The following is a 26,289-nucleotide window of genomic DNA, read 5'->3' on the forward strand; positions in this document are numbered from 1 at the left end:
CATTAAGACGTAAAATTAATTAATTCGGTACGATAAGCCGTTAACAATTTAGATTTAGATACAAAACCAAAGTATTTATTGTCTTTAATAACGGGTAAATTCCATGCTTTAGAATCTTGAAATTTTTTCATAACATCTTGCATCGTATCTTTTTCATAAAAAATATAATCAGGGGCTTGATGCATGAAAGTTTCTACTGTTGTGGATCTATATAAAGATTGATCGAACATAACAGAACGAATATCATCCAAAAGAATAATACCAACAAATCGCCCCTTAGAGTCGGTTACTGGGAATAAATTCCGGCTCGATTTGGAAACACCTTCCTTTAGCATTTCGCCCAAGCTCATTTCAGGATGCAATGCGATAAAATCGTGTTCTATAACTGAATCCAATTTCATTAAGGTTAAGACACTTTGATCTTTATCTTGGGTTAAAAGGGCTCCTTTTTCTAATAATTCTTTTGTATAAATGGTGTGGTCTAAACCATTTTTATTAATGATAAAGGACATGGAAGCTGTGATCATTAAAGGTACAAACAACTCATATCCTCCAGTTATTTCCGCAATTAAAAAAATTGCAGTTAATGGTGCATGAAGTACACCTGCAATAAGGCCTGCCATGCCAATTAATGTAAAGTTAGCTTCGGATACAGAGAAGTTTAACCCACAATTATTAATCACTTTAGCGACCACATTACCCAATGCACTTCCCATAACTAACGTCGGAATTATAATTCCACCAGTTCCTCCAGCGGCAAAAGTTGTGGTCATGGCAATGGCTTTAAACAGTGTAATTCCGAAAAGCAAACCAATGACAATCCAAATGTTATCCAAGTGTTCATCAAAAGGTGTATTACCCAAAGCTTTAATATCATTGCCTAGCATTAAATCATTTATAAAACTAAAACCTTCACCATAAAGTGGCGGAATAAAAAACAGCATCACACCAATGGCTAAACCTCCAATGATTAGTTTGTGTTGCGGAGATTTAAATCGATTAAAAAATCCTGTAATAGCAAAGTATATTTTTGAAAAATAGATCGATGCAACTCCAGTACCTATACCCAATAGCACATAAAATAAGGTGTCCTTAATCATGAATTTTTCTGAAACCGTGAAATTGAAAAGCACACTATCTCCCAAGAAAAAATAGGAGGTTATGACGGACGATACCGAAGCAATTAGAAGTGGAAGCAAAAACGCAAAAGTAAGGTCCAAACTAAAAACTTCAATGGCAAAAATAATGGCTGCTATAGGTGATTTAAAAATAGACGCAATAGCACCAGCCGCTGCACAAGCTATTAAAAGACTTCGTTTTTTTCGGTCGATATGGAGTAATTGGCCTAAGTTAGAACTTATAGCAGCCGCTGAGGCAATTGCTGGCCCAAGCAATCCTACAGACCCTCCAAATCCAACCGTTAATGGTGCGGTTATTAAAGGTAAATAGATATTTTTTTTATCAATAATACCGCCACGTTTCGAAAGGGAATACAATATAGAAGGAATTGCATGACTACTTGGTTTCTTAGAAACATATTTTACAAATAAGTAAACCAATAACAAACCAAAGACAGGAAGTATAAAATATAACTGATTGTTAGAAAAATAAATGCCTTTCGCTAAAAATGCTTCTATGGCAAAAGTGACGTTTTTAATGGTTACGGAAACAATACCTGCCAATAAACCAATGATGAGACTTAGTAGAAATATAAAGTTCTTTTCAGAAATATATTTATATCTCCAAAGTAATAAACGTTTATATAGTTTTGATCGCGTTGGCATAAATTAAATCTACTAAAAAATCCTGCTAAAAGCAGGATTTTAATAAATTAAGATTTCAAATTAAGTTTCAAACTCAATTCTTTAAGTTGTTCATCATCAATTGGTGCAGGTGCATCGATCATCACATCTCTGCCATTATTGTTTTTTGGGAAGGCTATAAAATCCCGAATCGTTTCTTGGCCTCCTAAAATGGCAACCAATCGATCTAGTCCAAACGCAATACCTCCATGTGGTGGTGCGCCATACTCAAAAGCATCCATTAGGAAGCCAAATTGTGCTTTGGCCTCTTCTTCGCTAAAGCCCAAATGTTTAAGCATTATGGCTTGGGTTGCTTTATCATGGATTCTAATAGATCCTCCACCAATCTCATTTCCGTTTAAAACCAAATCGTATGCGTTAGCTTTTACGTCGCCTGGATGGGTGTCCAATAATTCTATTTGTCCAGGTTTTGGGGACGTAAATGGGTGGTGCATGGCATGGTAATGACCCGTTTCTTCATCGAGTTCCAATAATGGGAAATCGACTACCCAAAGTGGTGCAAATACTTTCGGGTCTCTTAGGCCTAAACGTTCCGCCAATTCCATACGCAAGGCACTTAGTTGCGCTCTTACTTTATTGGTGTCTCCTGATAAAACACAGATTAAATCGCCAGCTTTAGCTCCTGTAACTTCTGCCCATTTTGCTAAATCCTCCTGATCGTAAAATTTATCTACGGAAGATTTAAAACTACCATCCTCATTTACTCGGCAATAAACCATACCCAAAGCACCAACTTGCGGACGCTTTATCCAATCGATTAACTTATCAATTTCTTTTCTTGTATATGAGTTACCACCTGGAACCGCAATACCAACAACTAATTCAGCATTATTAAAAACCCCAAAATCTTTGTGTTGTGCCACTTCGTTCAGTTCTCCAAACTCCATCCCAAATCTAATATCTGGTTTGTCGTTTCCATACAAGCGCATCGCATCGTCATAAAGTAGTCGTGGGAATTTTTCGACTTCAACACCATTGACTTCTTTGAGTAAATGACGTGTCAATCCTTCAAACACATTTAAAATATCTTCTTGCTCTACAAAAGCCATTTCACAATCTATTTGTGTGAATTCAGGTTGTCTGTCTGCACGTAAATCTTCATCCCTAAAACACTTAACAATTTGAAAATATTTATCCATGCCACCAACCATCAATAGCTGTTTGAAGGTTTGAGGCGATTGTGGAAGCGCATAAAACTGACCTTCATTCATACGGGAAGGCACTACAAAATCTCTTGCGCCTTCTGGTGTGGATTTAATTAAATATGGTGTTTCAACTTCAATAAAACCATCATTAGATAAATAATTTCTAACGGCTTGAGTCACTTTTGCTCTAAAAATTAGACTGTTTTTTACAGGATTTCGACGAATATCCAAATAACGATATTTCATGCGTAAATCATCTCCACCATCGGTTTTGTCTTCAATGGTAAAAGGCGGAACAATAGATTTGTTCAAAACAGTTAGTTCTGAAACTAAAACTTCAATATCTCCAGTGGGAATATTAGGGTTTTTTGAAGCACGTTCAATGACTTTTCCCTTCACCTGAATCACAAATTCACGTCCCAATTTCGACGCTTTTTCCATAATGACTTTTGGCGTACGCTCTTCATCAAAATATAATTGCGTGATGCCATAACGATCACGGAGATCGATATAGATCATAAATCCTTTATCGCGAACACCCTGAACCCAACCGGATAGTGTAACTTCTGTATTGTTGTGTGATGCTCTTAATTCACCACAATTATGACTTCTATACATAGATTTTTATTAGAAATGCAAAAGTAAAAAATCCGAAGTAAAGACTTCGGATTTTTCTATTTAAATAACAAATTATAATTAATTCTCAATTGCAATTGTGGAACTGTCTTCGATTTCGGTAATCGTTTCAGCTTCAGAAGCTCTTAGTGATTGCGATGTAAATTTCAATCTTATCCACATTTTAAGTTGTACGCTTAAAAACAATAGAATTGGCACTACTATTAAAGTTAAGAATGTAGCCACAAGTAATCCGTAAATAACAGTCCAAGCTAAAGGTCCCCAAAACACCACATTATCTCCTCCCATATAAATGTTAGGGTCAAACTCAGCGAAAAGTGTAAAGAAGTTAATATTTAGTCCAATGGCTAAAGGAATAAGACCTAAAATTGTAGTAATAGCCGTTAATAAAACGGGTCTTAAACGTGCCTTACCTGCCTTTACGATACTTTCAAAAAGATCGTCATTGGATAAATACTCATCGTCATCTAAATCGAGTTGATTTTTCTTTCGGTCAATTAAAAGTTGTGCATAATCTAGAAGCACCACACCATTATTTACCACAATTCCGGCCAATGAAATGATACCAACCATCGTCATCATAATAACGAATGCGCTACCCGAAAGGACGATACCACCAAAAACACCAATAAAACTCAGGAAAATGGCAATCATGATAATTGCTGGTTTTGAAACTGAGTTAAATTGAAATATAAGAATGAAGAAAATCAGTCCAAGTCCAGTAAAGAAGGCACCCATCAAAAAAGCCATTTGCTTGTTTTGCTCTTCGATCTGACCAGTGTAATCAATATGAATATCATCTGGCAAGCCTTCAAAACTTTTCATTTCATTCTGAATCTGTGTCACAATAGCTCCAGCATCAGTATAACCTGGTGCTAATGCAGAATATACGGTAACGACACGTTTGGTGTCTTTATGCTTAATGGCATTAAATCCTGAATTATTTTTATGGTTTGCTACGGCAGATAACGGAATTTCCTTAATCTGGCCTGTATTGTCCCTAAAGGTTATGTTCTGGTTAAATAAGGCGCTCGTATTGTATCTATTTGCTTCATTAAATCGCACATAAATATCAAAATCATCACCAGCTTCCTTGTAAATTCCGGCTTTAGCTCCAAATATTGAATTCCGTAATTGACTACCAATTTGGTTGGCACTAACACCTAATTCACCTGCTTTTTCTCGGTCAATTTGAACTAGCATGGTCGGCTTGTCCTTATTCACATCTATTTTCAGTTCGTCAATACCAGCCACATTTTTAGAATTGATATACTCGCGCATTCTTTCAGCTGTATTAATGAGCTCGTTGTAATCATTGCCTTCAATTTCAATATTAATTGGCGAACCAGCAGGTGGTCCGTTCGCATCTTTTTCAACTGAAATTAAAACACCTGGATAAATACCAACTAAAGCTTCTTGTACTTTTTGACGTAACAATTCACTGTCTTCTCCACGTCTGTATTTGTATTCGCGCATAGACGCTGTGATTTTGGCTTTGTGCGGCATTTCTGCTGCAGAGCCCATATCCGTTTGTGGGTTTCCTGCACCTTCACCAACTTGTGAAACTGCACTCTCTACCATGAAGTTTCGGTCGCCATCCATATACTGGCTTTGATTAATGACATCGGAAACCCGTTCTTCAATCTGTTTGGTAATGGCATTGGTTTTTTCTATGGCTGTACCTTCAGGATATTCAATGTAAACAATAATCTGATTGGGCTTATTGTCTGGAAAAAACTCTACTTTTGTACGTTGGGTCGAAAGTGAAATTCCGAAGGCAACAAATGCTGCAATCAGTAATAAAACGGTCCCGATACTTAATACATAAGGCTTTCTTTTGGTTAATGCCCAACGCAATTGACCCTCGTACCAAGATTCTAGTTTTACAAGTGTTTTGTTTTGAAAATTATTAGCCCATTTTCTGATGAAAAAGCGATAAGCCCACATCATAATAGCTGTAAATATCATAATGGTACCCAAGCCTCTGTAGGCGCCACCAAACAATAAGATAAGTAAACCTATAACAGCAACAATTGAGCTGGTTTTAATAATTTGTTTTAAGGGCATGTCCTTGTCTTCAATAGTCATGTAACGCGATACTAAAACCGAATTGAAAAAAATGGCAACGAATAGTGAAGATCCTAAAACAATGGATAAAGTTATAGGCAAAATTTTCATGAATTCACCCATAATTCCAGGCCAAAGTCCTAATGGTACAAAGGCAGCAACCGTAGTTAATGTAGAAATGATGATAGGAAACGCAATTTCCCCAATACCTTTTTTGGCAGCTTCAATCCGGCTCATGCCTTCCTCTTCCATTAACCTATAGACATTTTCAACTACCACGATACCATTGTCCACCAGCATTCCCAGTCCCATAATCAACCCAAAAAGCACCATGGTATTTAAGCTATAGCCAATAAGACTTAATATCATTAAAGACATAAACATGGACATTGGTATGGCAAACCCAACGAAAAGCGCGTTTTTAAATCCTAAAAAGAACATTAAAACGGTAACTACCAAAATTACACCAAAGATGATATTGTTTACCAAATCATCCACCTGTCCTATTGTCTTTTCTGATTGGTCGTTAGTGATACTTACTTCAAGATCTGCAGGAAAAACATTGCTAACTGCGTCTTCAACAATGACTTGTATTTGTTCTGCAGCAGCCACCATATTTTTACCTGCTCGTTTCTTCACATCTAGCATCACTACAGGCTTACCAGATTTTCTGGCATAGGTTGTATTATCTTCTTCCTCAAAAGAAACAGTTGCCACATCTTTTAGATAGATGGCATTGCCATTTTCTGCTTTAACGACAAAGTTTTCCAATTCTGAAGGCTCATCAATTTCGCCGATAATCCTTATGGTCCTACGTTGGCCGCTGGTTTTTAAATTTCCTGCGGATTGTGTCACATTCCCATTGCTAATAGCACCAAGAATATCACTAAAGGTGACCTTGGCTGCCATCATTTTATAGATATCCACGGCAACTTCAACCTCTTTTTCCTGAGCACCTCTAATATCTGCTTTTTTAATTTCCTGTAAATCCTCAATTTCATCTTGAAGATATTCTGCAAAATCCTTTAATTTTTCAACGGGATAATCGCCGGAAATATTAATGTTGAGAATCGGCATTTCTTCAGAAAGACTCAATTCAAAAACATCTGGTTCTACTTTGGCACCATTGAAGGTTGGCCAATCTTCATTGGATGTTTCTGTATCAATTTCATCTTTTACCTTTTGTAAAGCTTGTTCTACGGTAATGTTTTCATCAAACTCTACAACCAACATCCCATAATCTTCTTGAGACGTAGAAGTGGTTTCAACCACATTACTCACCGTTTTCAGTTTATCTTCTAAAGGGTCTATGATTAATTTCTCAATGTCCTCGGCCGTATTTCCAGGGTAAACCGTACTCACGTAGATTTTGGTTTCGTTTACCTCAGGGAAATTCTCTCTCGGCATACTAAAGAAAGCAGAAACACCTAAGTAGAAAAAGACAGCAATAAGCACAAACATTGTGGTTTTATTGTTTATTGCCCAAGACGAAAATCCAAATTCTTTTTCGGTATTTTTTTTAGTTTTTTTACTCATTACCTGCTTCTTTATATTTGATAACTTCTACGGATTGTCCATCTTTTACACTTCTTGCACCTTCTTTAATGATTTCGGCACCTGGTTCCAGATTGTTTGTGACTTCTATAATATCGCCTTGCGTTTTGCCTGTTTCAATAATGACACGTTTTGCCGTACCGACATCTTCGGCATTTTTATTGGAAACTACATAGACATATTGCTCACCTTCAGCATTTTCGGAAATGACACTCTGCGGAATTAAAATGGCATTTTCACTAGTGTAATCGTTAATTTTTAAGCGTGCTGTAAGATTGGGTTTGATGTCTTTGTCTTTATTAGGCACTTCAATCTCAGCTGTAAAGGTTCGATTGGCAGGATTAATAAAATCACTCACTTGACGAATTTCTGTATCTATAGTTTTTCCTAACACAGGAAGTTCTACTTGTACTTTTTTACCTTTTACAACATTAGACACATAGCTTTCAGGTACTTCAACCTCAATATACATATCATCAAGGTTAACAATACGCATCAGTGGTGTTTGACCTGCAGCTACCACGCTTCCCTGTTCGGTAATGACATCGTCGATAGTACCGGAAAAAGGAGCTTTCACTGTAGTTTTGGCTATTTGTTGTTGTAATTGATTAACAGCTTCCTGTTGCGACTCATAGGTTGATTTGGCCTGTAAAAATTGAATTTCACTCCCAATGTTTTGATCCCAAAGACGTTTTTGACGCTCATAAGTCGTTTTTGCTAAATCAGATTGAATTTTTAATTGAGCTATTTGCTGACTTAAACCACCATCATCAATTTTGGCAAGCACTTGCCCTTTTCTTACTTTTTGACCTTCTTTTACATAAACATGAGTTAAAATACCATTATACTCAGGTGTAATAGTTAATAGATTTTTTGTGGTCACATTTCCTTGAAGCTCTAAAACGTGTTCAAATTTTTCAGTTTTAGCTGTAAATGTGGTTATTAATGGTACGTGTTTGGTAGTATCTAAGGTTTTAATTTTCTCATCGAGCATTTTTATTTGCTCGTTCAGGGCTTCTTGTTCATTGACCAATTCGCCACGTTTTTTTCTTATGGTTTCTAAACTATTACTTTCTAACACATTCTCTGTGGAATTTTTCTGTCCGCCTCCACAAGAGGTCAAAAGTAAGGTGATAATAAATATTGAATATATGTTTTTCATGATTGGTTAGTTTAATGTTATGGTATTTAATGCCGTTTCTAAAGCTGCTTTTTTATTAATAACATCAAGCATCGCTTGAAGTAATTCTTGTTGTGCTGTGTATAATTGGGTTTGAGCTTGTCGCAACTCGAAACTAGATCCGATGCCTTCAAAAAATTTGGTTTGATTTTTTGTTTCAATGCGCTCAGCCAATGCTAAATTTTCTTTTTTGTTTTCATAATCCTCAATGGCGAATTGGTAATCGCTTTTGGCTGAAGCAATTTGAAGTTTGATGCGTTGTTCAGTTTCTGTTAATTCGGTTTGCGCTTTTTCAAGATTGATTTGTGCACGTTGGGTCGAAGCGCTTCGCATTCCTGAACTAAATATTGGGATATCGAGGCTTACACCAAATAATGATGAGCCAAACCAATCCTGACTTCTGTCAGCAAATGTAAACTCATCGCTAAAACCGGAATAACCGCCATTTATAAACGCATTAAGCGTTGGTAAGGCTTTACTTTTTTCCAGTTTAACCATTAACTCTTTCGCTTTGGTGTCGTTCTGGGCAATTAGGTAATCAATGGTACTTTCTGGATTGTTTTCTACCTCCAGAATAGCTAATGATATGTTTTCGGCAGTCAAGGTTTCTAGATTGTCCGTTAGAACCAAATCATTGTAAACATCTAACCCCAAATTTATATTGAGCATTTGGTAGGCTAGGGTTTTTAAGCGCTCCACGTTGTTCAGGTTGCTTTGCACTCCAGAAAGCGTGATTTGTAATTGCTCCACACTTTCTTCTTCGCCCAAACCGTTCTCATAAATTTTCTGTGTTTCGAACAGATTCTTTTCCAGCACATCGATATTCCTTTGAAAAATTTGGATGCTTTCTTCGGCTAACAAGACGTTTCCGTAGGCTTCAATCACCGCTTTTCGTACTTCCAAATCCGTTTTAACTTTAGCATTTTTGGAGATTTCTAAAAACACTTTAGCAGATTGAAGACCTACTAAATAAGAACCATCAAATATTTTTTGGTTTAAAGTGGCGAAAGCCGTCATATTTTGTTTGGTGCCAAAAACTATAGGTAAAAATCCTTCTGGTTCGGCTGGTAATGGCTGAATCTGTAAGTTTTCAAGATCATAGTAATCTTCCAATTGTCTGATACTGCTAAACGGGTCAAATGCAGAGGCAGGCAATAATGAAACTTGCTGTTTTAAATTGTTTTGATAATCTATACTTGCATTTATTTGAGGCAATCCACTTGCTGTAGTTTCCCATTTCTGTTGTTCTGCAGCATCTATATCGCGTGCTGCATTAATGGCTGTTCGGTTATTCTTTAGTGCATAATCTATAGCTTCTTGTAGTGACAAACTTGTGGGAATTTCTTGCGAAAATCCTGTTTGAAAAACAATGAAACCGAGTATGAATATGAGTGTTTTTTTCATTATTTAATTGAGGTTGGTATGTAAATGTGTTAGTGTTTGTAATCCTTTTTCTGAGCAAATACCTCTTAAATGGTATTCCAGATAACTGTTCATTAGCATCTGCATGGAGAAATTTTCTCGAGGAAAAATATCTTGGTCTTTTAAAGACACCATACTGTTAAAATAGAGTCGTGCTACAAAATCAATTTCTATAGAATCCCTATAAAGTCCTTGGGAGACGCCACGTTCTAAATTTTGAGTCACACAACCTAGCATTTTTTCGAATTGCTTGGTTTTTAAAGTGGCATAAATCTTCGGATAATACTTTTGAAGCTGGTATTGAGGCGATGATTTCTCGTCTTTTAAATGGAGCATTACAAACCGTTTGATTTCATAAATTTCTTCAATTGGGTTTTTATCTAACTCACAAATACAGTCAATACCATGCGAAATATTTTCAAAAACATGCAGCGCAGTTGCTTCTACTAATTTGGTTTTATTCTGAAAATGCTGATAAATGGTTTTTTTGGAAATACCCATTTCATTAGCAATATCGTCCATAGTTACGCTCTTAAAGCCTAGGTTTAAGAACAAATCTGTGGATTTTAATATTATTTTGTCTTTCATTCTTCTCTTCCGTATAAAGGGAAACTCTTTTTATCAAGGCGCAAATCTACAACAGGAAACTTTAAAAACCAAAGAAGTTTCCAAAGTTTTAATGTTTTTTTAACACCTTCCTTTTAAGCTTTCAGGATTTATTAAAACAATTAAATTATTTTTGTCTCATGCAACACATTGAACAGTACCAAAAATCCTTTCTAAACTATTTAGAAGGATTTACCATAAATAAAGAGCCTAAAAATCTATACCGTCCTATTAATTATATTCTGCAATTAGGTGGCAAACGCTTACGACCAATTTTAACTTTAATGACAACAGAGGTTTTTGGTGGACATACTAAAAGTGCTATGGATGCGGCCTTGTCTATTGAGGTATTTCATAATTTTTCATTGGTACATGACGATATTATGGATGATGCACCATTGCGGAGAGGTGAACAAACGGTCCATGAAAAATGGAATCTCAACACAGGTATTCTTTCAGGCGATGCCATGTTGATAATGGCCTACCAACTGTTTGAGAATTATGAAGCTGAGACATTTCAGGCATTGGCAAAACTGTTTAGTAAAACAGCTTTAGAGGTTTGTGAAGGTCAACAATATGATATTGATTTTGAAACTCGAGACGATGTTGCGATTTCTGAGTATTTAAAAATGATTGAATATAAAACAGCTGTTTTGGTTGGTGCTGCCATGAAAATGGGTGCGATTGTCGCGAAGGCTTCGGATGAAGACCAAAATTCTATTTATGAATTCGGACGGCTTTTAGGAATTGCATTTCAATTGCAAGACGATTATCTGGATGCTTTTGGAGATCCGGAAACATTTGGAAAGCAAGTTGGAGGTGATATTTTGGAAAACAAAAAGACATATTTAGTTTTGAAGACTTTAGAGTTAGGTTCTGAAGATGATCGGTTGAATTTACGGACCTTTATGTCGAACTCAGAACTTCCTGATGCTAATAAGGTAGAAAGAGTCAAGGCATTGTTTACCACTTCTGGTGCAGCAGAAGCCACCCAAAATGCGGTAAAGGATTATACCAAAAAAGCCTTTGAAATTTTAGAACACCTCAATGTTGCTGCAGAAAAAAAGCAATCATTGAGATTATTTGGTGAACAGTTAATGAATAGAAACGTTTAATGCCGTTGATATCAAATTTTGAAACTTTAGTTGAGGAAGCCACTAGCTTAAACCTCTATAAAAAGCTAATTGTTCAACTCAATAAAGATTTGCTCTATGCTAATGTCGATTTAGAGTTTGACGAAGAAACCTTGCCGACGAGTTTAAAGCTGGTGCTTCAAGACACCATTTTTTATCTTATAAATTCTAAATTTTCAGACTACCTTAATTTGCTTTATATCGTTGATGTTTCAGAATTGAAAATTCGAGAATTAGATGGAAATGATACGGTGAAACTATCCGAAGACGTTACGTTTTTAATTCTGCAGCGTGAATGGCAGAAGGTTTGGTATAAGGCAAAATATTCTTAACAGTAATTTATATCAGATAAAATTATCTTATATAAAAAAAAGTATTATTTTTGTAGTGTAAATTAGAACTAACAGTATGTTTTCAAAAGCGTGTGAATATGGAATAAAAGCGGCAATCTTTATTGCTGTCAATTCAACGGAAAACAAACGTGTGACTCCAAAGGAAATTGCTGCAGAAATTGATTCGCCACAAGCATTTACGGCAAAAATTCTACAAGCCTTAGTGAGACATGGTGTGGTAAAATCGGTTCGAGGTGCTTATGGTGGTTTTGAGATGGATAAAGATAAAATTGCAACAACCAAACTTTCTCAAATTGTATATGCTATTGATGGTGATAATATCTATAGTGGATGTGGGTTAGGGTTACATACCTGTGATGAAAATCATCCTTGTCCGGTACACGATAAGTTTAAGTTGATTAGAGAAGAACTAAAGGATATGTTAGAAAACACAACGTTAGAACAATTAGCATTAGACATTAAGTCTGGTGTTTCATTTTTAAAGGTCTAAAAAAATTTAAATATAAATAAGATAAAATAATCCGAATTAAAATTGATTAACATGGAAGTATTACAAAAAAACACAGAAAAAGAAATAGGGCAATATGTTGCAGACGATTTTAGAACTGCAGCAATTTTTTCGAAATACAAAATTGATTTTTGCTGTAATGGTAATAGAACTGTTGCTGAAGCTTGTGAGAAAAAAGGGCTTGATAGTTCTAAAATAATGGATGAAATAAATCAAGTTTTAAATACCAAAACAGGAGAATCTATAGATTATAAATCTTGGCCACTAGATTTGTTGGCTGAGTATATTGAAAAGAAGCACCACAGATATGTGGAAGACAAAATCCCTGTATTACGTCAGTTTTTAGATAAATTGTGTCGTGTGCATGGCGAGCGTCATCCGGAGTTGTTTAAAATCAACGATTTGTTTACTGCGTCTGCTGGCGAATTGGCATCGCATATGAAAAAGGAAGAACTTATTCTTTTTCCATTTATTAAAAAGATGGTCAATGCTCAACTAGTAAATGTTGAATTGCAATCACCTCAATTCGGAACCGTTGAAAATCCAATTGCCCTGATGATGCAAGAACATGATAATGAAGGGGAACGTTTTAGACAAATCGCCGAATTAACAGACAATTATAATCCACCAGCAGATGCTTGTAATACCTATAAAGTCACCTTTGCGATGTTAGAGGAATTTGAAAAAGATTTGCATTTGCATATTCATTTAGAAAACAATATTCTGTTTCCCGCAGCTGTAAAATTAGAACAACAATTTGGTTAATAGCAAACCCTAATTAATTTCTATTTTTGAAAAAAATCCTGAAGTGTTTCCCTAAGCATTTTCGGGATTTTTTCTGTATAATGATTGTGTTGAAAAAAGTTTGACACGAATTTGCACTAATTTTTAAAAGACTCACTATTTTTCTGCGGTTAATTGAATAATTAGCTAGTTAAAAGACCTCATAGGTTTTTAAAACTTCTTTGAGGTCTGGTAAACGCATTCTAATTTTTATAATAATTTTGCTTACCATTTACGAAGAGATTTGTGTTAATTATTGAAATTAGTTTCAAAATAATCTAACGTCATATCCCATAATCATAAACCAAACAATGCTAAAAAAATTGGTCATCACATGTTTAATAAATTTCTTGATTGCTGCAGCAATGGGTTTGGCGCTGCGCTTTTCATTTTTGGAATCCATTGGAGTTAATTATAGGTTTTTAACGCATGCACACTCACATGTGGCCATGTTGGGTTGGGTTTATTTGATGTTATACACGCTTTTTGTTCATTATTTTGTTCCAGAGAAACCCAAGGTTTTTAATCGGTTGTTTTGGCTAACGGAAATTGCTGTGGTTGGCATGATGCTGAGTTTCCCTTTTCAAGGTTATGCAGCCGTTTCCATTTCATTTTCAACACTACATATTTTTTGTAGTTATTATTTTGTGTATTTGATTTGGAAACACCATAAGGCCACTTCAACTGTAAGTCAAAAATTATTAAAGACTTCTTTAATTTTTATGGTAATCTCTACCATTGGTGTTTGGTGTTTAGGACCAGCAGTTTCTATGCTTGGTCAAGCCTCTGCATTTTATCAAATAGCTATACAATTCTTTTTACATTTTCAGTTTAATGGTTGGTTTTTAATAGCCGTTTTGGCCGTGTTTTTTCATATTTTACGAGTTGAAGATTCTAGAGTATTCAGAATTTTTTTTTGGCTATTGATCGTTTCAACTATTTTGACTTTTGCTTTGCCCATTCAATGGTTTGCGCCTCATAACAGTTTGTTGTGGATTAATGGATTAGGTGTTATAATTCAAATTTTAGCACTTGCCAAATTCTTTCAAGTTATAAAGCCTCAACGAAAAGCTCTAGCAAACCCTAAAAACAAACTCGTTTTATACATGTATGGTTTTCCATTGGTTTGTTTTATCTTAAAAGTGGCATTTCAATCGCTTTCAATTTTACCTGAGTTTTCACAAGTGGTTTACGAGCATCGCAATTTTGTCATTGGCTTTATTCATTTATTAATGCTTGGTGTTATTTCAGGATTTTTATTTGCTTTTATCTTACAAGCTAATTTAGTGACGTTTTCAAAATCTCTAAATTTCGGTATTTATAGTTTTCTTTTTGGCTTTGTAGCAACGGAATTACTTTTGTTAATTCAAGGGGTTATGTTTTACTTTGGAAGCGGAATCCTTCCATATTATTATCTGTTCTTATTTCTATTCAGTATCTTTTTACCCTTAGGAATTGGCTTTATTTTATTCAATAGTATTAAACACAAAAATTATGCAACCTAAACCTCAAAAACGACATAAAGCGCTTCAACCTTTAAGCCGAGAACATCATCATGGTTTATTGTTATGCTGGAAAATCAAAATAGGATTCAGTAAAAATATTGAACCCAAACGCATCAGAGCCTATGCCAATTGGTTTTTTGAAAATCATTTAATTCCGCATTTTGAAATGGAAGAAACTCACATTTTTCCAATTTTAAACGCTGATAACGATTTGATAAAACGTGCCTTGGTAGAACACAGACGCTTAAAACGTTTGTTTGAAGAGCAAGACGACGATGTAAAGATGTTAAATGAGATTAAAGAAGAATTGGACTAGCATATAAGATTTGAAGAACGTGTGCTGTTTCCTGAAATACAAAAAGTAGCGACAGAAGCCCAATTACTTCAGATTGAAAAAATCCATCAGCCAGAAGATTTTGAAGACAATGTGGCTGATGAATTTTGGAAGTAATAGTTTGCTAATGAATTATATACGATAGGTTGATATAAAAGTTTCGCCCTTGTCTAGGAATATTGTTCCAATCGGCATAAGTAGAGTAGTTGCTGTCTAAAATATTTTCAATGCCATACTTGAGAATTGTTTTTCCTTTTTTGCCATAAAAAGCATTCCCGAGATTAAGATTTAAGATGGCATAAGCTGCGGTTTCATTTTCACCATACAAGCTACTAAATTTACTTTGGTTGCCGTTACCATCCAATTGCAATGCTGCATTGAATTTTGGTGTGGTATAATTAAATTCGGCAAAGTATGAGAAGGGTTTTATGAGCGGCAAATTTTCGCCATTATTGCCTTTTCCGTAGTTATAGCCAACGGTTCCGTTTATGGTAAAACGTTCAGAAATTTTATAGCTACTATTTACATACACATCAAAAATAGAAGCGTTATCCAAAGCATTGTATACGCGTACGCCATTGGCACCAATGGTCATTGAGCTTACGTTGGTTGCTAATTCACCAATGATATAATCCATAATATAGAAGTAAGACGATTGTACGCCAATTTCAAAATCATTGAATTTTTGCTTAAAACTAAAGTTGGCTTCTAATGATTTTTCATCCTTTAAATTTGGATTGCCTATATAATCATAATTGTCAAAACTATTAAATATAAAAAAACCATATCCTTCGCTAACCGAAGGTGCGCGTTCTCCATAACCTAAGCCAAATGATAAGTTGTAGTTTTCTTTTTTAAGTTGGTAAGCAGAGGCTAAGCTAACAAGAAACCTGTTGATTTCATCTTCTACAGTTGGATGAAAAATTTCTAAACTTTCCACACCAACTTCTTTTGTAATTCTATTTTTGTGATAGCCTAAACGTATAGATGTTCCAATTTTAGCCGTATCATTTATGTAATAATCATCTTTAGCGAAAATGCCTGTATAAAGTGTTCTAATATCTGGCCATGTGTACATAAACATATCTGGTTCGTTTGGATTGTTGGAAAACATGGTCATTTCTGCAAGCGACTTATTGTAAAATCCGCTGAGGTTAAAATTTAAATGATGTTTGTTTTTTATAATATCAGCTTTACTATAAAAACCATAAGTATCACTCCAACCTGGCATGTCCATTCTTATCGGAACTACAGGTCGCTTAGTATCGTCCATAATATGGGTTATGGTATTAAAATAGAACTTGGTTTCTAAAGATTTTAATAATTTATCTTCAGGTGTGTAGTAATGGGTTAATGAGGTGATTAATGCTTCTGCCAAGGATACATCCATTGGTAAGGCAGGATAACCAACATCAGTAGCTCTATCATAAATAATATTGGCATCTATATGTTGGGTTTCAGAGAATTTATAACCCGTTTGTAATGATATATTATATTTTTCGAATTGTGAATATAGAACCTCTTCGTTATTGCCAGCATCGTAATTATCAGATTTTCTGTAAATGCCATCAGCACTTATAAAAAATCTGTTTCCGGCATATTCTAAATCCAATCCTGTGGCTTTGTAATTTCCGTTGGTTTCGTAACCTAGATCAATTCCAGATTTAAAACCAGAGCCATTAAATTTTGAAGTCGGTAACTGTAAATCGATGCCTCCACCAACGCAATGCCCATTTTCGGTGCCTTCCTGACCAGAGCCAATAGTCACTTTATCCAAATTGGAAACATCTACATAAGATGTAATTGGGTCCATTTTATCTGTACAGGCTCCAAAAATTTGCATGCCATCTATTGTAACTACCAATCGCTCGCTAACCATATTGTTTATGGTAGGTTCCCAAGCATAGTTACCACGTTTAATCATGGTGACATTATTGGCTTTTTCTAAGTAATTATCTATACTAGATAGTGTTTTTTCCTGTCTGTGATTACTTAATTTATGTCTAGACACAATAATGACTTCTTCAAGTTTAGTGGTGTCTTTTGAGGCTTCTTTTTCCTTTTCTTGCGCAATTCCAATGTTGGACATTATAAGACATAGAAAAATCATTATTAATATTTTCATAGCTGAACATTTTAGTGTTTAAAATGATAAGGGAAAACTGACTGTCTATTTGAGAGCAGCCTAAAAATGCTTTTATGATTAAGTTTCTAAAGCATTCCGACTGCGCTCAATATGACAGTAAGGAAAATTAAAATTCCAGTTCTAAGTACAAGCTACTAGACTCGTTATCTTCTGTTACGTTTTCACCCTTTAAAACCGCTCCAGAGGCATCCAAAAGCTTCAGGTTTAACCTCCAATAACCTGTCATGGTCAAGGATAAATTGCCATAGTAGAAATTATCTGCATTATTAAACGTCAAATCTGTATTGTTTGGTGAGCTATGATTGCCCATACCTGGCATACGCGGATCTAGTGCAATGGTGTTATCTTCTACCACAGGAAACGTCATCATGTTTTCCATTTTAAACAAACCAACTTTCATTGTGTTTACAGCAATACCTGGATGTTTTGGTTCTATTAACGCTAAAATGTATCTGTTATCGTCACTACCCATAAAACTTGCTGAGTTTTGGTTGTCGTACTGCATTACGCTTATGGTTTCAGTAACTGAATAGTCAGTGCCATCTATATTATAATCTAGCGTCAGCGACCAACCAGAACCATCGTCGTTAGTCATTTGATAGATGATAAAACCTTCGTAAACCGTGTCTTTTCCCGAAGCCTTTGTTATAGAAGATTTAGGACAGGAATGTTCCATAGATGGCATTTGCATCATAGGCATCCAAGACAATGTTGCATCTTCAATATAAGTATCTGTTGTGTTGTCTTTTATGCGAAGGCTAATCATATTGTAGCCGGTTTCGAACATGCCTTTTTCGTTGTAAAGTTCTATGGTTTCGTTACCATTAGTAATGGTTTGAATAAGTTCTAATCCTTCAACTTCGTTAATGGTTGTTGGGTCATCATCGGTATCTGTTGAGCATGAAAAGAATAACGCAATACATGCGATTGGTATTAAATATTTAAGTTTCATTTGATTTTTTTATTTAAGATTATTGACAAATGGAATGTCCATTGTGATACGTTTACAAAATTTAAAATTTGTATAAGGGACATTTCATTATGTAATGTTTAAGTCATTTTTTAATGTAGGTATCCTGTTTGAAGCCGAATTGGTTTCAAAAATGGAAGACTGCTCTCGGTAGAGCACAATAAAAAACTAACTTAAATCTGGAGGTGGAGTAGGTATGGAATAAAAGCCTGAATTCGGTGCTTTTATTCTGTAATGTAAAGGATGTTGCAAAGTTCTAACGTGATAGAAATCTTCAACCTTATGATTTGCAATAGCATTAACCACAAAAACGTCCAAACGCGTTCTATCGGTAGTTGGCATTGGTGTATCTGAGTTTGAAGCGGTGTTATTCTTTACCAATTGTTTGGTTAAGTGACACTTTCCGTTACACCCTTTTTGCTCTTCTTTTTGAATACAAAGTGTTTTGGCGATAAAATCTTGGTTAATTAAAAAATCGGTTACAATAACGACATTGTTAATATTGTTCGCCAATAAAACGAACGTTAAGAACAAGGCTGTTAATTTGTATGTAACCTTTAATATCATGCCGCTAAATTCGGACTATTATATCTTAAATAGAATGACTTTTGTCACGTTTATTTAAATTTTAAAATAATTAAAATAAGTCTCTATTAGGTTTTGCAAAGTTGTGACTTTTTTCTCTAATACTGAAGTACTTTTTATATCTTTTATTTCGGAAATCTCTTCCAAAATAGGGACGAGTACTATATGTAGTTGGTCGTGTGCATCTCCTGTCATATCACAACTTTTAATAATATAGCTGGTTTGTTTAGAGAGTGCTTTACCTAATGTTTTCCCATCATTAAGAACATTGTTTTTTAAAATGGAATCTATACGTTGCATGCCCATATGTGTTTCTTCATTGGCAACCCATTTTTCATTGTTGTTTAAGGTTAATCCTTGAAGTTTAATTTCTGATGTCATCGTCGTTTTTGTTTTGTCATTCTTACAGGAATAACAACTTAATAACACCGAAACAATGATGATCGTTTTTAACACTAATCGATTCATAATTAAAAATCTTTTTTCTTCGATTTAAATATAATTCTTAAAACTGGCATTACAACCCAAATGGTTAACATCGCAAAAGAGACGATTAATCCAAAACTTGTTCCAAAAAATTGTTTAAAAACAGCACCTGTGTAACCCAATAAGGCGGAGATATCGAGCTTTAAAAGGATTAAGGTCCTGGATAAATCTATTGGATTTAGCATGGTGCCTACCAAAGATAATTTGTCTAATGGATAGTCTTCAAACATAATTAGTGTCATTAAAAACAAACCATCGTAAATCACTGCAAGAAATAACCAAAGTAAAATTGCATAACCAAATCCTTTAATTTTATTCTCGTTGGATAAGGCGATATTAAATGCTAGAGCCGTAAAGATCAACGTTAAAAAAGTCCCAGTAATCAGTAAAAGGGAAAAGTCCCATATGGCGCTACTTTCAAATAGGCCATAGAATACAAATGGAGTCCCTAAACCTAAAATTAAACTCATGGAAAGTGAAAGCGCCACTCCTAAGTACTGGCCTAAAAAGATGGACGAACGTTTTAAGGGTTGTGCCAACAACAATTCTGTAAATTCCTTGGAATTATAATAATACATGACACCAAAAATAGTCCCAATTAAAGGCACTAAAACGATGATGACATTCATTAATGTTATGACCGCTTTTGAAAGGTCGTTGTTTAAAAATAATAACACAACACCTAATAATAAATAAAAGGCGAAATAGACGTAACTCCAACGACTACGCATTAAATCGTAAAAACTATATTTTAATATCTTAAGCATGATTATCGGATAATATAGACGCAATCGCATGTTCAAAATCAGGTTGATTGGTCTTGGTTTTTAATTTTGGAATAGTGCCTTTAAAATAAATTTTACCTTCAAGGATAAATACAATTTCATCTGAAATTTCCTCTACAAAACTCATAATGTGAGAGGTGATAAGGATGGTTTTGCCTTTAGCTTTTTCTGCTTGAATTAAATCTTTTAATCTAATCAGTGAAATTGGATCTAATCCTGAAGTTGGTTCGTCTAAAATAATAATAGGACTATCAAACATAAAGGTCAGCACCAGGTTCACTTTTTGCTTGGTACCACCTGAAAGGTTACCCAATTTTTTATCTAAAAAAGGTTCTAATTTAAAAAGTTCTATTAACCGTTTATCCTCGTTGGTTGGCTTGCGCAAATCCTTGATCATTTTAATGAGTTCCTTAACCCTCAGATTGCTTGGAAAATTCGCAATTTGCGGTAGATAATCAATTTTGTATCGGTAGTCGGAATTCTTTTTTATGTTCTCATTCATTACCGTGATGCTACCTTTATCAGGAATAACCATGCCCAAAACTGATTTAATTAAGGTCGTTTTGCCAGAACCATTCGGTCCAAGAACAGCGAAAATTCCTCCTTCTCCAATATGAAGGTCAACACCACTTAAGACTTCGTTCTTGCCAAATTTTTTATGTAGGTTTTCAATCGTTACCATGTTAGCTTTTTTATTAGTGGGTTGTTGTCCAATAAATCATCTGGTGTAAAAACAGGTGATACTTTTTCTGAAAAGTCAATAATATCAATAAACATACTACGCAATAAAATGATAGTTTCTGGTGTGCGGTTTACTATGTATGAAAATAGTTTTACTGGTCTATAGGGTACATCGCCAATGCCATCTTTGTCGAGATCATAACCTGTGTAATTGCTCCAATAGTTTTTATCAAATTCATTGTCGTTAACTTTACTATTATAAGCGATATCAAAAGAGTTATATAAAAAGTTGTTTTCGGTAAACTTATTGGTATAGCATGCCCCTTTTACTTTAATGGCCCATCCATTATTGGAAAATGTATTGTGCTTATAATTAATACGGTTAGAGCCTTCAATATTAATACCAATAGTATTGTTTTCAAAGGTGTTGCCCACGATTTCGGCATCGTTTATTTCTTTCAATAATAAGCCGTAAGAAGCAGTTCCCCAATTTTCCTTAAAAATATTGTTGTACATCTCAATATGCTTAGAGAACATCACGGCAACGCCAGCTCCGTTGTTTTCAAAAGTATTGTCTTGATAAATATCGTTGTTCGAAAACATAAAATGCAATCCGTAGCGTATATTGAGTGCGCTCACATTATTTTTAATTACACAATCATCAGAAAATTCTAAATAAATCCCATCCCGTACATGTTGAACAAAGTTGTGTTCTATTCGTATATTTTTGCTGTACCAAAGTTGAATCCCATTACCAGAATTATATTCTTCCACAGCATCACCAATGATTTTATTGTGATATATTTTTCCGTCTCTTGATTTTTCAATGTAAATACCAAAGAACAGTTTCTCTAAAACTAGATTCTGAATGACAAAATTTTTGGAATTACGAACTCTTAAAGCAGCATAATCTTCCGTATAGCTTGTGCCAACATTAATAATGAACAAGCCGTCAACCGTTACATTATCTGAAGTGACTGTAATTATTTCACCTTTTAATTCGCCATCGATTACAGGATATTTTTCACCTATAATTGTTAAAGGCTTGTCAACTACAACATTGTGTTCCTTGTAAGTGCCTTGTTTTACGAGAATCGTATCAAAATCTTTGGCTTGTGCAATACCTTCCTTCAAAGTTGAAATAGTACAGGTATTACAAATCTCGATAGTTTGAGCAATAGTTGAGTGAGCCATTAAAATGACTGTAAGAAAAACTAAAAAATGTTTCATGAAACTAGTTATTTAATTTCGTTACAAGTTCTTCCCAGGTGTATAATTCACCACCTTTCTCAGCTTTAAATTTTTCGGCGTCTACTTTACTTTCAAAGGCAGAAAGAAAAGCTCCCATAGGACTTGGGATATTCTCGCTGATTAAAAATGTGGCTTCAGTGGCATCGATCAACACTTCTGGTTCTGTGTAGTTATTTGATAGATATAATTCAATTTCAGAAGTATTAAAATCCTTCATGTAATTAATCATACATTCCGTAGCATCAAACTTATAAACCTTACCTTTTTTAGTAACGATCTCTGCGGCATGGACTTTATCTACTATTGTCATTTTACAGAAGGCACAGCCATCGCTACCATAATTAATGGGTTGCGGAGAGACATTACAACTTAGAAATAGCAAGAGTATCGCAAAAGCTGAATAGTGTTTTAGTGTTTTCATTTTTTAGTGTTTTAGTATTTTTGGAGTTAGGCCGTAGATTTATTTTTCTTACCTACAATATACGCTACAAAACCTGCAGCAATTCCTAATCCTAAAAATAAAGCGCCAAATTGTGGATAAGAATGCGCCTTAAAATTCAGGATATCTTTAGAACCAAAAAGTGGCGGTTGAAAGCCCATTTGTGTCCCATCTGGATTAGTAAATTTCATAATGGCTTTTGGGTCTAAGTTATGACCATAATCGTGCTCCCAAAGATAAAAATCGTACATACCTGCAAGACTTAGAACCACCATTAAAATAAACCAGCCTAAAAACCATTTGTAGTTGCCTTTCCATGCAATTAACAAGCCCAATACCGTTGTAATAAGAATACCTGCTGGAAAAATCTTAAACTCAGGAATAGCATCTGGAATGTATTGCATCCCAACATAATGATTCATTAAATTAATGTTTTTAATGTCATGTGGATGCACATCAGAAAAATCATTGATATGAATATTCATTGCTAAAGGCGTAGGATATTGAGGAGCTTCTAAAGTAATTCTCCAAAGTGGAAAAAGAAACAATCCTAAAGGTAGCAATGCTGCTATAATCATAATTATATTCTGCTTTTTCATAATACTTAGACTTGCTGTTTGACTAATTTTAGTGTTTAAAAAAGAAAGGCGAGAGCGAAAAATCAACTCTCGCCTTAGTTAGAGAAATAAACACTAAAACAAAATCTCTCTAATTTTTACAGATATATTATTCTATATCTTCTCCCATTGACCATTTTAGTGGAGTGTTAGAATTTGCAGGAGATACTCTTATATAGCCTTGCATTTCTTGGTGCAGTGCAGAACAGAAATCAGTACAATAGAACGGCCATACACCAACTTTTGTAGGTTCCCAAACCGAAGTTTTAGTTTGTCCTGGCATTATGAGCAATTCGGATGTATTCTGACCGAGTACTGCAAAACCATGAGGGACATCAAAATCTTGTTCTAGATTAGTGACGTGGAAATATACTTTGTCTCCCAATTTCACACCCTCAATATTATCTGGTGTAAAGTGACTTCTAATAGTTGTCATGTAAATATGAACTTCATTCCCCTTTCTCACCACCTTAGCATCCGCATCAGAAAAAGCAGCATAAGGGTGTTTGTTGTCTTCTAAGTTGTAGATTTTCTGGGAACGTTCCTTAACTAGATCGGCTTCCATCGCAGCTGCATAATGAGGTTCTCCATGCGTTGGGAAATCTAAAAGTAATTCCATTTTATCTCCAGAAATATCATAAAGTTGAGCAGAGTGCTCCATTTCTGGACCAGTTGGTAAGTATCTGTCCTTTGTGATTTTATTCATTGCGAACATGTATTTACCTTGTGGTTTTCTTGAATTTCCTCCAGGAATAGTTAAGTGACCAACTGAGTAATATGTAGGTTTTCTGTCGATAACTTCCCAAGTTCCTAATTTCCATTTTACAACTTCTGAAGAAATAAAGAAAGTAGTATAAGCATTTCCTTCAGCATCAAATTCTGTATGTAAAGGGCCTAATCCTGGTTGCTCAACAGAACCTGCTAATACATCCTCGAATTTTAAAATTGGAATACCATAAGCTTCACCATCAAATTTTTTGCCTTCAATAGCAGCTAACATTTTTGTAAATGAATGTACGGTTAAGTTAGCAGATAATTTACCGTTACCAACAATATACTCACCAGAAGGATCAACATCACAACCATGAGGGGATTTTGGAGTTGGTAAGAAATAAACTGCTCCAGGAACTTCAGAAGGATTAACCACACGTACTTCTTTTTTCATTGTAGAAGTTGCGGTATGTGTATGTTCATCATATACGTTATGTGCATAATCAGCTGGCATCATTGTACCACCACCATTATTTACGTACTCTTCAATTTTTTTCCAGTTGACTGCTGCAATAAAATCTTTGTCGTTTTGAGAAGCGTTAACCTCTAATAAGGTGCTTGCTTCTTCCGTGTTGTAAGTAGTGAAGAAGAACCAACCATGAGATTTTCCACGTCCAGGATGTGATAAGTCATAGTTAAAACCAGGCATTAAAACTTGGAATTTAATATCCATATTACCTGTTTCTGGAGCTACACTTATAAATGATAAAGCACCTTGAAAATTACCTTTGTAATCTTTAATTGCCATATCACGTTGTGGTATTGGCACTGAAAAACGAGTTCCTGCAACAACATACTCAGTATTCTCAGTTACAAATGAAGAACTGTGGTTACCTGCACTGTTTGGCACCTCAATAATTTCAGTGGTTTCAAATGTTTTTAAATCGATTTTTGCAATTCTAGGTGTATTGTTTTCATTTATAAAAATAAAACGACCATCAATTTCACCATTAGTCTGTGAAATATCCGGATGGTGAGAATCTCCCCAAGGAATAAATCCATGAGAGGTGTTTAACATTGGTTTTGTTTCTTCAGAATACCCATAACCAGATGTTGGAAACTGTGAGAATACAGGGATTTCCTTAAACATTCTACCAGATGGTAAGCCGTAAACCGTTAAGTTTCCACTATAACCACCAGAGATAAAAGCATAGTGAGAGTCGTGCTCACCAGGAGCGACGTACACTTTTTCAGCTATATTACTTGATAAGGCACCAGATTTTCCATTGGACTTACCAGAATTATTACAACTCGTAAATGCGGCAAAAACCGCTACTATTGCAAGTGTTGATTTTAATATGTTTTTCATTGTTATATATATTTAAATAGTGTTTATAGTTATTCTGTAGGTGGTAATAAAACTTTATCGATTACGTGAACGATTCCATTACCTGCGTTAATACTAGCAAGAATTTTTGCCCCTCCAATCATAGGTTCGCCATCAACAACTTCTACTTTTACATATCCGTTGTTGGCCTGACCTAGTTTTTTAAATTTCTTTAAAAAATCTTGGGAATAGTTCCCAGGAGTCACATGATACTTTAAGATATTAGCTAAAGCATCTTTGTTTTCAGGTTTCAATAAATTTTCTACTGTCCCTTCTGGCAATGCGGCAAAAGCCTCATTTGTTGGTGCGAAAACCATTAATGGTCCTGCATTTACCAATGCATTTTCTAATTGAGCAGCTTGTACTGCAGCAACCAAAGTAGTGTGATCTATAGATCCAATAGCAATACTTAATACAGTTGTACTTTCATCACCTTCAATAAAAGCTTGACCAGTCCGTTCTGTTGATTCTGTTTCTGTTTTTACGTCAGTGGTTGTTGTAGCGTTTTTGTTCTCATCTTTACATGAGCAGAAAAAAACTGCGATTGCAAAAAATAAGAACAGGTTTTTGATTAGTTTCATAGGAAATTATTTTAAGGTTCTAAAATATTCTAATACTGCTCTGGCATCTTCTTCTGAAAGCCCTTGATTTGCCATAGGTGCACCATTAAATTCCATTAATAAATCTTTTGCTAATGGATCTTCTTTGACCATAACTTCTGGATTTAATATCATATTCATAACCCATTCCGGTGTTCTTCTTTCTAAAATACCTGTTGGCGCAGGACCAATAAATTTCTTGTCCGCTTTGTGGCATGCTGTACACATTTTGTTGTAAATCTCAAGCCCATTAGCAGCCATATCCTGGTCAATATTTGCAGGTAAGGTTAAAGAGGTAACTGGACCGACTCCTTTGTTAGAAAGTGCTACGCGTTGCGAAGCTGGTATTTTCTTTTCTGTTTTGACAGGTTCTTTTTTACCGTAAGGAGAGTCCTCATTCTTTTTGTCATTTCCACCACAACTAACTAAAGTTGCAATAGCGATAATAGATAATAGTTTTAGTGATTTTCTCATATTTTTAGATTTGATTTTAACGTATGAAATAATGTTTCTTTAATTTTCAACAAATTTATAGACGAGAACATGAAAAAAATATGATAAATATCATATTTAGGATAAATTT

24 protein-coding genes are annotated in these 26,289 nt (G+C 34.9%); 6 read left to right on the top strand and 18 right to left on the bottom strand.

The window, feature by feature from the left end; translation table 11 throughout:
- Nucleotides 1–2: 2 nt before the first annotated feature.
- The 6 genes from HM990_RS01615 to HM990_RS01640 all read right to left on the bottom strand — a co-directional run bounded on the left by HM990_RS01615 (nucleotide 3) and on the right by HM990_RS01640 (nucleotide 10,415).
- Nucleotides 3–1,784 (bottom strand): chloride channel protein, encoded by a 1,782-nt coding sequence (locus HM990_RS01615; protein WP_178987260.1) that lies wholly within the window; start codon nucleotides 1,782–1,784, stop codon nucleotides 3–5.
- 47 nt (nucleotides 1,785–1,831) lie between these two features.
- On the bottom strand, nucleotides 1,832–3,586 hold the full coding sequence (gene aspS, locus HM990_RS01620; RefSeq protein WP_178987261.1) for an aspartate--tRNA ligase: 1,755 nt from the start codon (nucleotides 3,584–3,586) through the stop codon (nucleotides 1,832–1,834).
- A gap of 78 nt (nucleotides 3,587–3,664) precedes the next feature.
- On the bottom strand, nucleotides 3,665–7,207 hold the full coding sequence (locus tag HM990_RS01625) for an efflux RND transporter permease subunit (protein ID WP_178987262.1): 3,543 nt from the start codon (nucleotides 7,205–7,207) through the stop codon (nucleotides 3,665–3,667).
- A complete protein-coding gene (locus HM990_RS01630; protein ID WP_178987263.1) occupies nucleotides 7,200–8,387 on the bottom strand; it encodes an efflux RND transporter periplasmic adaptor subunit in 1,188 nt (395 codons plus the stop codon). The genes HM990_RS01625 and HM990_RS01630 overlap by 8 nt, the downstream gene beginning before the upstream one ends.
- Before the next feature lie 6 nt (nucleotides 8,388–8,393).
- On the bottom strand, nucleotides 8,394–9,809 hold the full coding sequence (locus tag HM990_RS01635) for a TolC family protein (RefSeq protein WP_178987264.1): 1,416 nt from the start codon (nucleotides 9,807–9,809) through the stop codon (nucleotides 8,394–8,396).
- Nucleotides 9,810–9,812: 3 nt separating this feature from the next.
- Nucleotides 9,813–10,415, bottom strand: a complete 603-nt coding sequence (locus HM990_RS01640) for a TetR/AcrR family transcriptional regulator (RefSeq protein ID WP_178987265.1) — start codon at nucleotides 10,413–10,415, stop codon at nucleotides 9,813–9,815.
- A gap of 158 nt (nucleotides 10,416–10,573) precedes the next feature.
- On the opposite strand from HM990_RS01640, the gene HM990_RS01645 reads away from it, so the two are divergent.
- The 6 genes from HM990_RS01645 to HM990_RS01670 all read left to right on the top strand — a co-directional run bounded on the left by HM990_RS01645 (nucleotide 10,574) and on the right by HM990_RS01670 (nucleotide 15,031).
- On the top strand, nucleotides 10,574–11,548 hold the full coding sequence (locus HM990_RS01645; RefSeq protein ID WP_178987266.1) for a polyprenyl synthetase family protein: 975 nt from the start codon (nucleotides 10,574–10,576) through the stop codon (nucleotides 11,546–11,548).
- Nucleotides 11,548–11,898, top strand: coding sequence for a hypothetical protein (locus HM990_RS01650; protein WP_178987267.1), 351 nt, complete (start codon nucleotides 11,548–11,550; stop codon nucleotides 11,896–11,898). The genes HM990_RS01645 and HM990_RS01650 overlap by 1 nt, the downstream gene beginning before the upstream one ends.
- A gap of 76 nt (nucleotides 11,899–11,974) precedes the next feature.
- Nucleotides 11,975–12,409, top strand: a complete 435-nt coding sequence (locus HM990_RS01655; RefSeq protein WP_178987268.1) for an RrF2 family transcriptional regulator — start codon at nucleotides 11,975–11,977, stop codon at nucleotides 12,407–12,409.
- A 51-nt stretch (nucleotides 12,410–12,460) separates the two neighbouring features.
- A complete protein-coding gene (gene ric, locus HM990_RS01660; protein WP_178987269.1) occupies nucleotides 12,461–13,192 on the top strand; it encodes an iron-sulfur cluster repair di-iron protein in 732 nt (243 codons plus the stop codon).
- Between the two features lie 329 nt (nucleotides 13,193–13,521).
- Nucleotides 13,522–14,715: a hypothetical protein gene (locus tag HM990_RS01665; RefSeq protein WP_178987270.1), complete on the top strand. Its 1,194-nt coding sequence runs from the start codon at nucleotides 13,522–13,524 to the stop codon at nucleotides 14,713–14,715.
- Nucleotides 14,705–15,031, top strand: coding sequence for a hemerythrin domain-containing protein (locus HM990_RS01670; protein ID WP_317166920.1), 327 nt, complete (start codon nucleotides 14,705–14,707; stop codon nucleotides 15,029–15,031). Before HM990_RS01665 ends, HM990_RS01670 begins: the two co-directional genes overlap by 11 nt.
- 142 nt (nucleotides 15,032–15,173) lie before the next feature.
- On the opposite strand, the gene HM990_RS01675 is transcribed toward HM990_RS01670, so the two are convergent.
- The 12 genes from HM990_RS01675 to HM990_RS01730 all read right to left on the bottom strand — a co-directional run bounded on the left by HM990_RS01675 (nucleotide 15,174) and on the right by HM990_RS01730 (nucleotide 26,180).
- A complete protein-coding gene (locus HM990_RS01675) occupies nucleotides 15,174–17,174 on the bottom strand; it encodes a TonB-dependent receptor plug domain-containing protein (protein WP_178987271.1) in 2,001 nt (666 codons plus the stop codon).
- Between the two features lie 127 nt (nucleotides 17,175–17,301).
- Entirely contained in the window at nucleotides 17,302–18,147 is an 846-nt protein-coding gene (locus HM990_RS01680; protein WP_178987272.1) for a hypothetical protein, read from the bottom strand.
- Between the two features lie 186 nt (nucleotides 18,148–18,333).
- On the bottom strand, nucleotides 18,334–18,732 hold the full coding sequence (locus HM990_RS01685) for a hypothetical protein (RefSeq protein ID WP_178987273.1): 399 nt from the start codon (nucleotides 18,730–18,732) through the stop codon (nucleotides 18,334–18,336).
- A gap of 54 nt (nucleotides 18,733–18,786) precedes the next feature.
- Complete coding sequence (locus HM990_RS01690) at nucleotides 18,787–19,218, bottom strand: hypothetical protein (RefSeq protein WP_178987274.1); 432 nt, start codon at nucleotides 19,216–19,218, stop codon at nucleotides 18,787–18,789.
- Nucleotides 19,219–19,220: 2 nt separating this feature from the next.
- Nucleotides 19,221–20,003, bottom strand: a complete 783-nt coding sequence (locus tag HM990_RS01695; RefSeq protein ID WP_178987275.1) for an ABC transporter permease — start codon at nucleotides 20,001–20,003, stop codon at nucleotides 19,221–19,223.
- Nucleotides 19,996–20,703, bottom strand: coding sequence for an ABC transporter ATP-binding protein (locus tag HM990_RS01700; protein ID WP_178987276.1), 708 nt, complete (start codon nucleotides 20,701–20,703; stop codon nucleotides 19,996–19,998). The genes HM990_RS01695 and HM990_RS01700 overlap by 8 nt, the downstream gene beginning before the upstream one ends.
- Complete coding sequence (locus HM990_RS01705) at nucleotides 20,697–21,932, bottom strand: nitrous oxide reductase family maturation protein NosD (protein ID WP_229719344.1); 1,236 nt, start codon at nucleotides 21,930–21,932, stop codon at nucleotides 20,697–20,699. Before HM990_RS01705 ends, HM990_RS01700 begins: the two co-directional genes overlap by 7 nt.
- A gap of 4 nt (nucleotides 21,933–21,936) precedes the next feature.
- On the bottom strand, nucleotides 21,937–22,374 hold the full coding sequence (locus tag HM990_RS01710) for a nitrous oxide reductase accessory protein NosL (RefSeq protein WP_178987277.1): 438 nt from the start codon (nucleotides 22,372–22,374) through the stop codon (nucleotides 21,937–21,939).
- Nucleotides 22,375–22,400: 26 nt separating this feature from the next.
- Complete coding sequence (locus tag HM990_RS01715) at nucleotides 22,401–22,991, bottom strand: hypothetical protein (protein WP_178987278.1); 591 nt, start codon at nucleotides 22,989–22,991, stop codon at nucleotides 22,401–22,403.
- Nucleotides 22,992–23,118: 127 nt separating this feature from the next.
- Nucleotides 23,119–25,089, bottom strand: coding sequence for a Sec-dependent nitrous-oxide reductase (gene nosZ, locus HM990_RS01720; protein ID WP_178987279.1), 1,971 nt, complete (start codon nucleotides 25,087–25,089; stop codon nucleotides 23,119–23,121).
- 29 nt (nucleotides 25,090–25,118) lie between these two features.
- Complete coding sequence (locus HM990_RS01725; protein ID WP_178987280.1) at nucleotides 25,119–25,688, bottom strand: fasciclin domain-containing protein; 570 nt, start codon at nucleotides 25,686–25,688, stop codon at nucleotides 25,119–25,121.
- A 6-nt stretch (nucleotides 25,689–25,694) separates the two neighbouring features.
- The gene (locus tag HM990_RS01730; protein ID WP_178987281.1) at nucleotides 25,695–26,180 is read right to left on the bottom strand and encodes a c-type cytochrome; all 486 of its coding nucleotides are present in this window, start codon (nucleotides 26,178–26,180) and stop codon (nucleotides 25,695–25,697) included.
- Between the last annotated feature and the right edge of the window lie 109 nt (nucleotides 26,181–26,289).

Origin of the sequence: Winogradskyella schleiferi, from assembly GCF_013394655.1 — a bacterium.
Classification (GTDB): Bacteria; Bacteroidota; Bacteroidia; order Flavobacteriales; family Flavobacteriaceae; genus Winogradskyella; species Winogradskyella schleiferi.

Coding starts and splice junctions, on each gene's coding strand:
- HM990_RS01615 (WP_178987260.1), bottom strand. CDS start 1,784: ATGCCAACGCGATCAAAACTATATAAACGTTTATTACTTTGGAGATAT.
- aspS (WP_178987261.1), bottom strand. CDS start 3,586: ATGTATAGAAGTCATAATTGTGGTGAATTAAGAGCATCACACAACAAT.
- HM990_RS01625 (WP_178987262.1), bottom strand. CDS start 7,207: ATGAGTAAAAAAACTAAAAAAAATACCGAAAAAGAATTTGGATTTTCG.
- HM990_RS01630 (WP_178987263.1), bottom strand. CDS start 8,387: ATGAAAAACATATATTCAATATTTATTATCACCTTACTTTTGACCTCT.
- HM990_RS01635 (WP_178987264.1), bottom strand. CDS start 9,809: ATGAAAAAAACACTCATATTCATACTCGGTTTCATTGTTTTTCAAACA.
- HM990_RS01640 (WP_178987265.1), bottom strand. CDS start 10,415: ATGAAAGACAAAATAATATTAAAATCCACAGATTTGTTCTTAAACCTA.
- HM990_RS01645 (WP_178987266.1), top strand. CDS start 10,574: ATGCAACACATTGAACAGTACCAAAAATCCTTTCTAAACTATTTAGAA.
- HM990_RS01650 (WP_178987267.1), top strand. CDS start 11,548: ATGCCGTTGATATCAAATTTTGAAACTTTAGTTGAGGAAGCCACTAGC.
- HM990_RS01655 (WP_178987268.1), top strand. CDS start 11,975: ATGTTTTCAAAAGCGTGTGAATATGGAATAAAAGCGGCAATCTTTATT.
- ric (WP_178987269.1), top strand. CDS start 12,461: ATGGAAGTATTACAAAAAAACACAGAAAAAGAAATAGGGCAATATGTT.
- HM990_RS01665 (WP_178987270.1), top strand. CDS start 13,522: ATGCTAAAAAAATTGGTCATCACATGTTTAATAAATTTCTTGATTGCT.
- HM990_RS01670 (WP_317166920.1), top strand. CDS start 14,705: ATGCAACCTAAACCTCAAAAACGACATAAAGCGCTTCAACCTTTAAGC.
- HM990_RS01675 (WP_178987271.1), bottom strand. CDS start 17,174: ATGAAAATATTAATAATGATTTTTCTATGTCTTATAATGTCCAACATT.
- HM990_RS01680 (WP_178987272.1), bottom strand. CDS start 18,147: ATGAAACTTAAATATTTAATACCAATCGCATGTATTGCGTTATTCTTT.
- HM990_RS01685 (WP_178987273.1), bottom strand. CDS start 18,732: ATGATATTAAAGGTTACATACAAATTAACAGCCTTGTTCTTAACGTTC.
- HM990_RS01690 (WP_178987274.1), bottom strand. CDS start 19,218: ATGAATCGATTAGTGTTAAAAACGATCATCATTGTTTCGGTGTTATTA.
- HM990_RS01695 (WP_178987275.1), bottom strand. CDS start 20,003: ATGCTTAAGATATTAAAATATAGTTTTTACGATTTAATGCGTAGTCGT.
- HM990_RS01700 (WP_178987276.1), bottom strand. CDS start 20,703: ATGGTAACGATTGAAAACCTACATAAAAAATTTGGCAAGAACGAAGTC.
- HM990_RS01705 (WP_229719344.1), bottom strand. CDS start 21,932: ATGAAACATTTTTTAGTTTTTCTTACAGTCATTTTAATGGCTCACTCA.
- HM990_RS01710 (WP_178987277.1), bottom strand. CDS start 22,374: ATGAAAACACTAAAACACTATTCAGCTTTTGCGATACTCTTGCTATTT.
- HM990_RS01715 (WP_178987278.1), bottom strand. CDS start 22,991: ATGAAAAAGCAGAATATAATTATGATTATAGCAGCATTGCTACCTTTA.
- nosZ (WP_178987279.1), bottom strand. CDS start 25,089: ATGAAAAACATATTAAAATCAACACTTGCAATAGTAGCGGTTTTTGCC.
- HM990_RS01725 (WP_178987280.1), bottom strand. CDS start 25,688: ATGAAACTAATCAAAAACCTGTTCTTATTTTTTGCAATCGCAGTTTTT.
- HM990_RS01730 (WP_178987281.1), bottom strand. CDS start 26,180: ATGAGAAAATCACTAAAACTATTATCTATTATCGCTATTGCAACTTTA.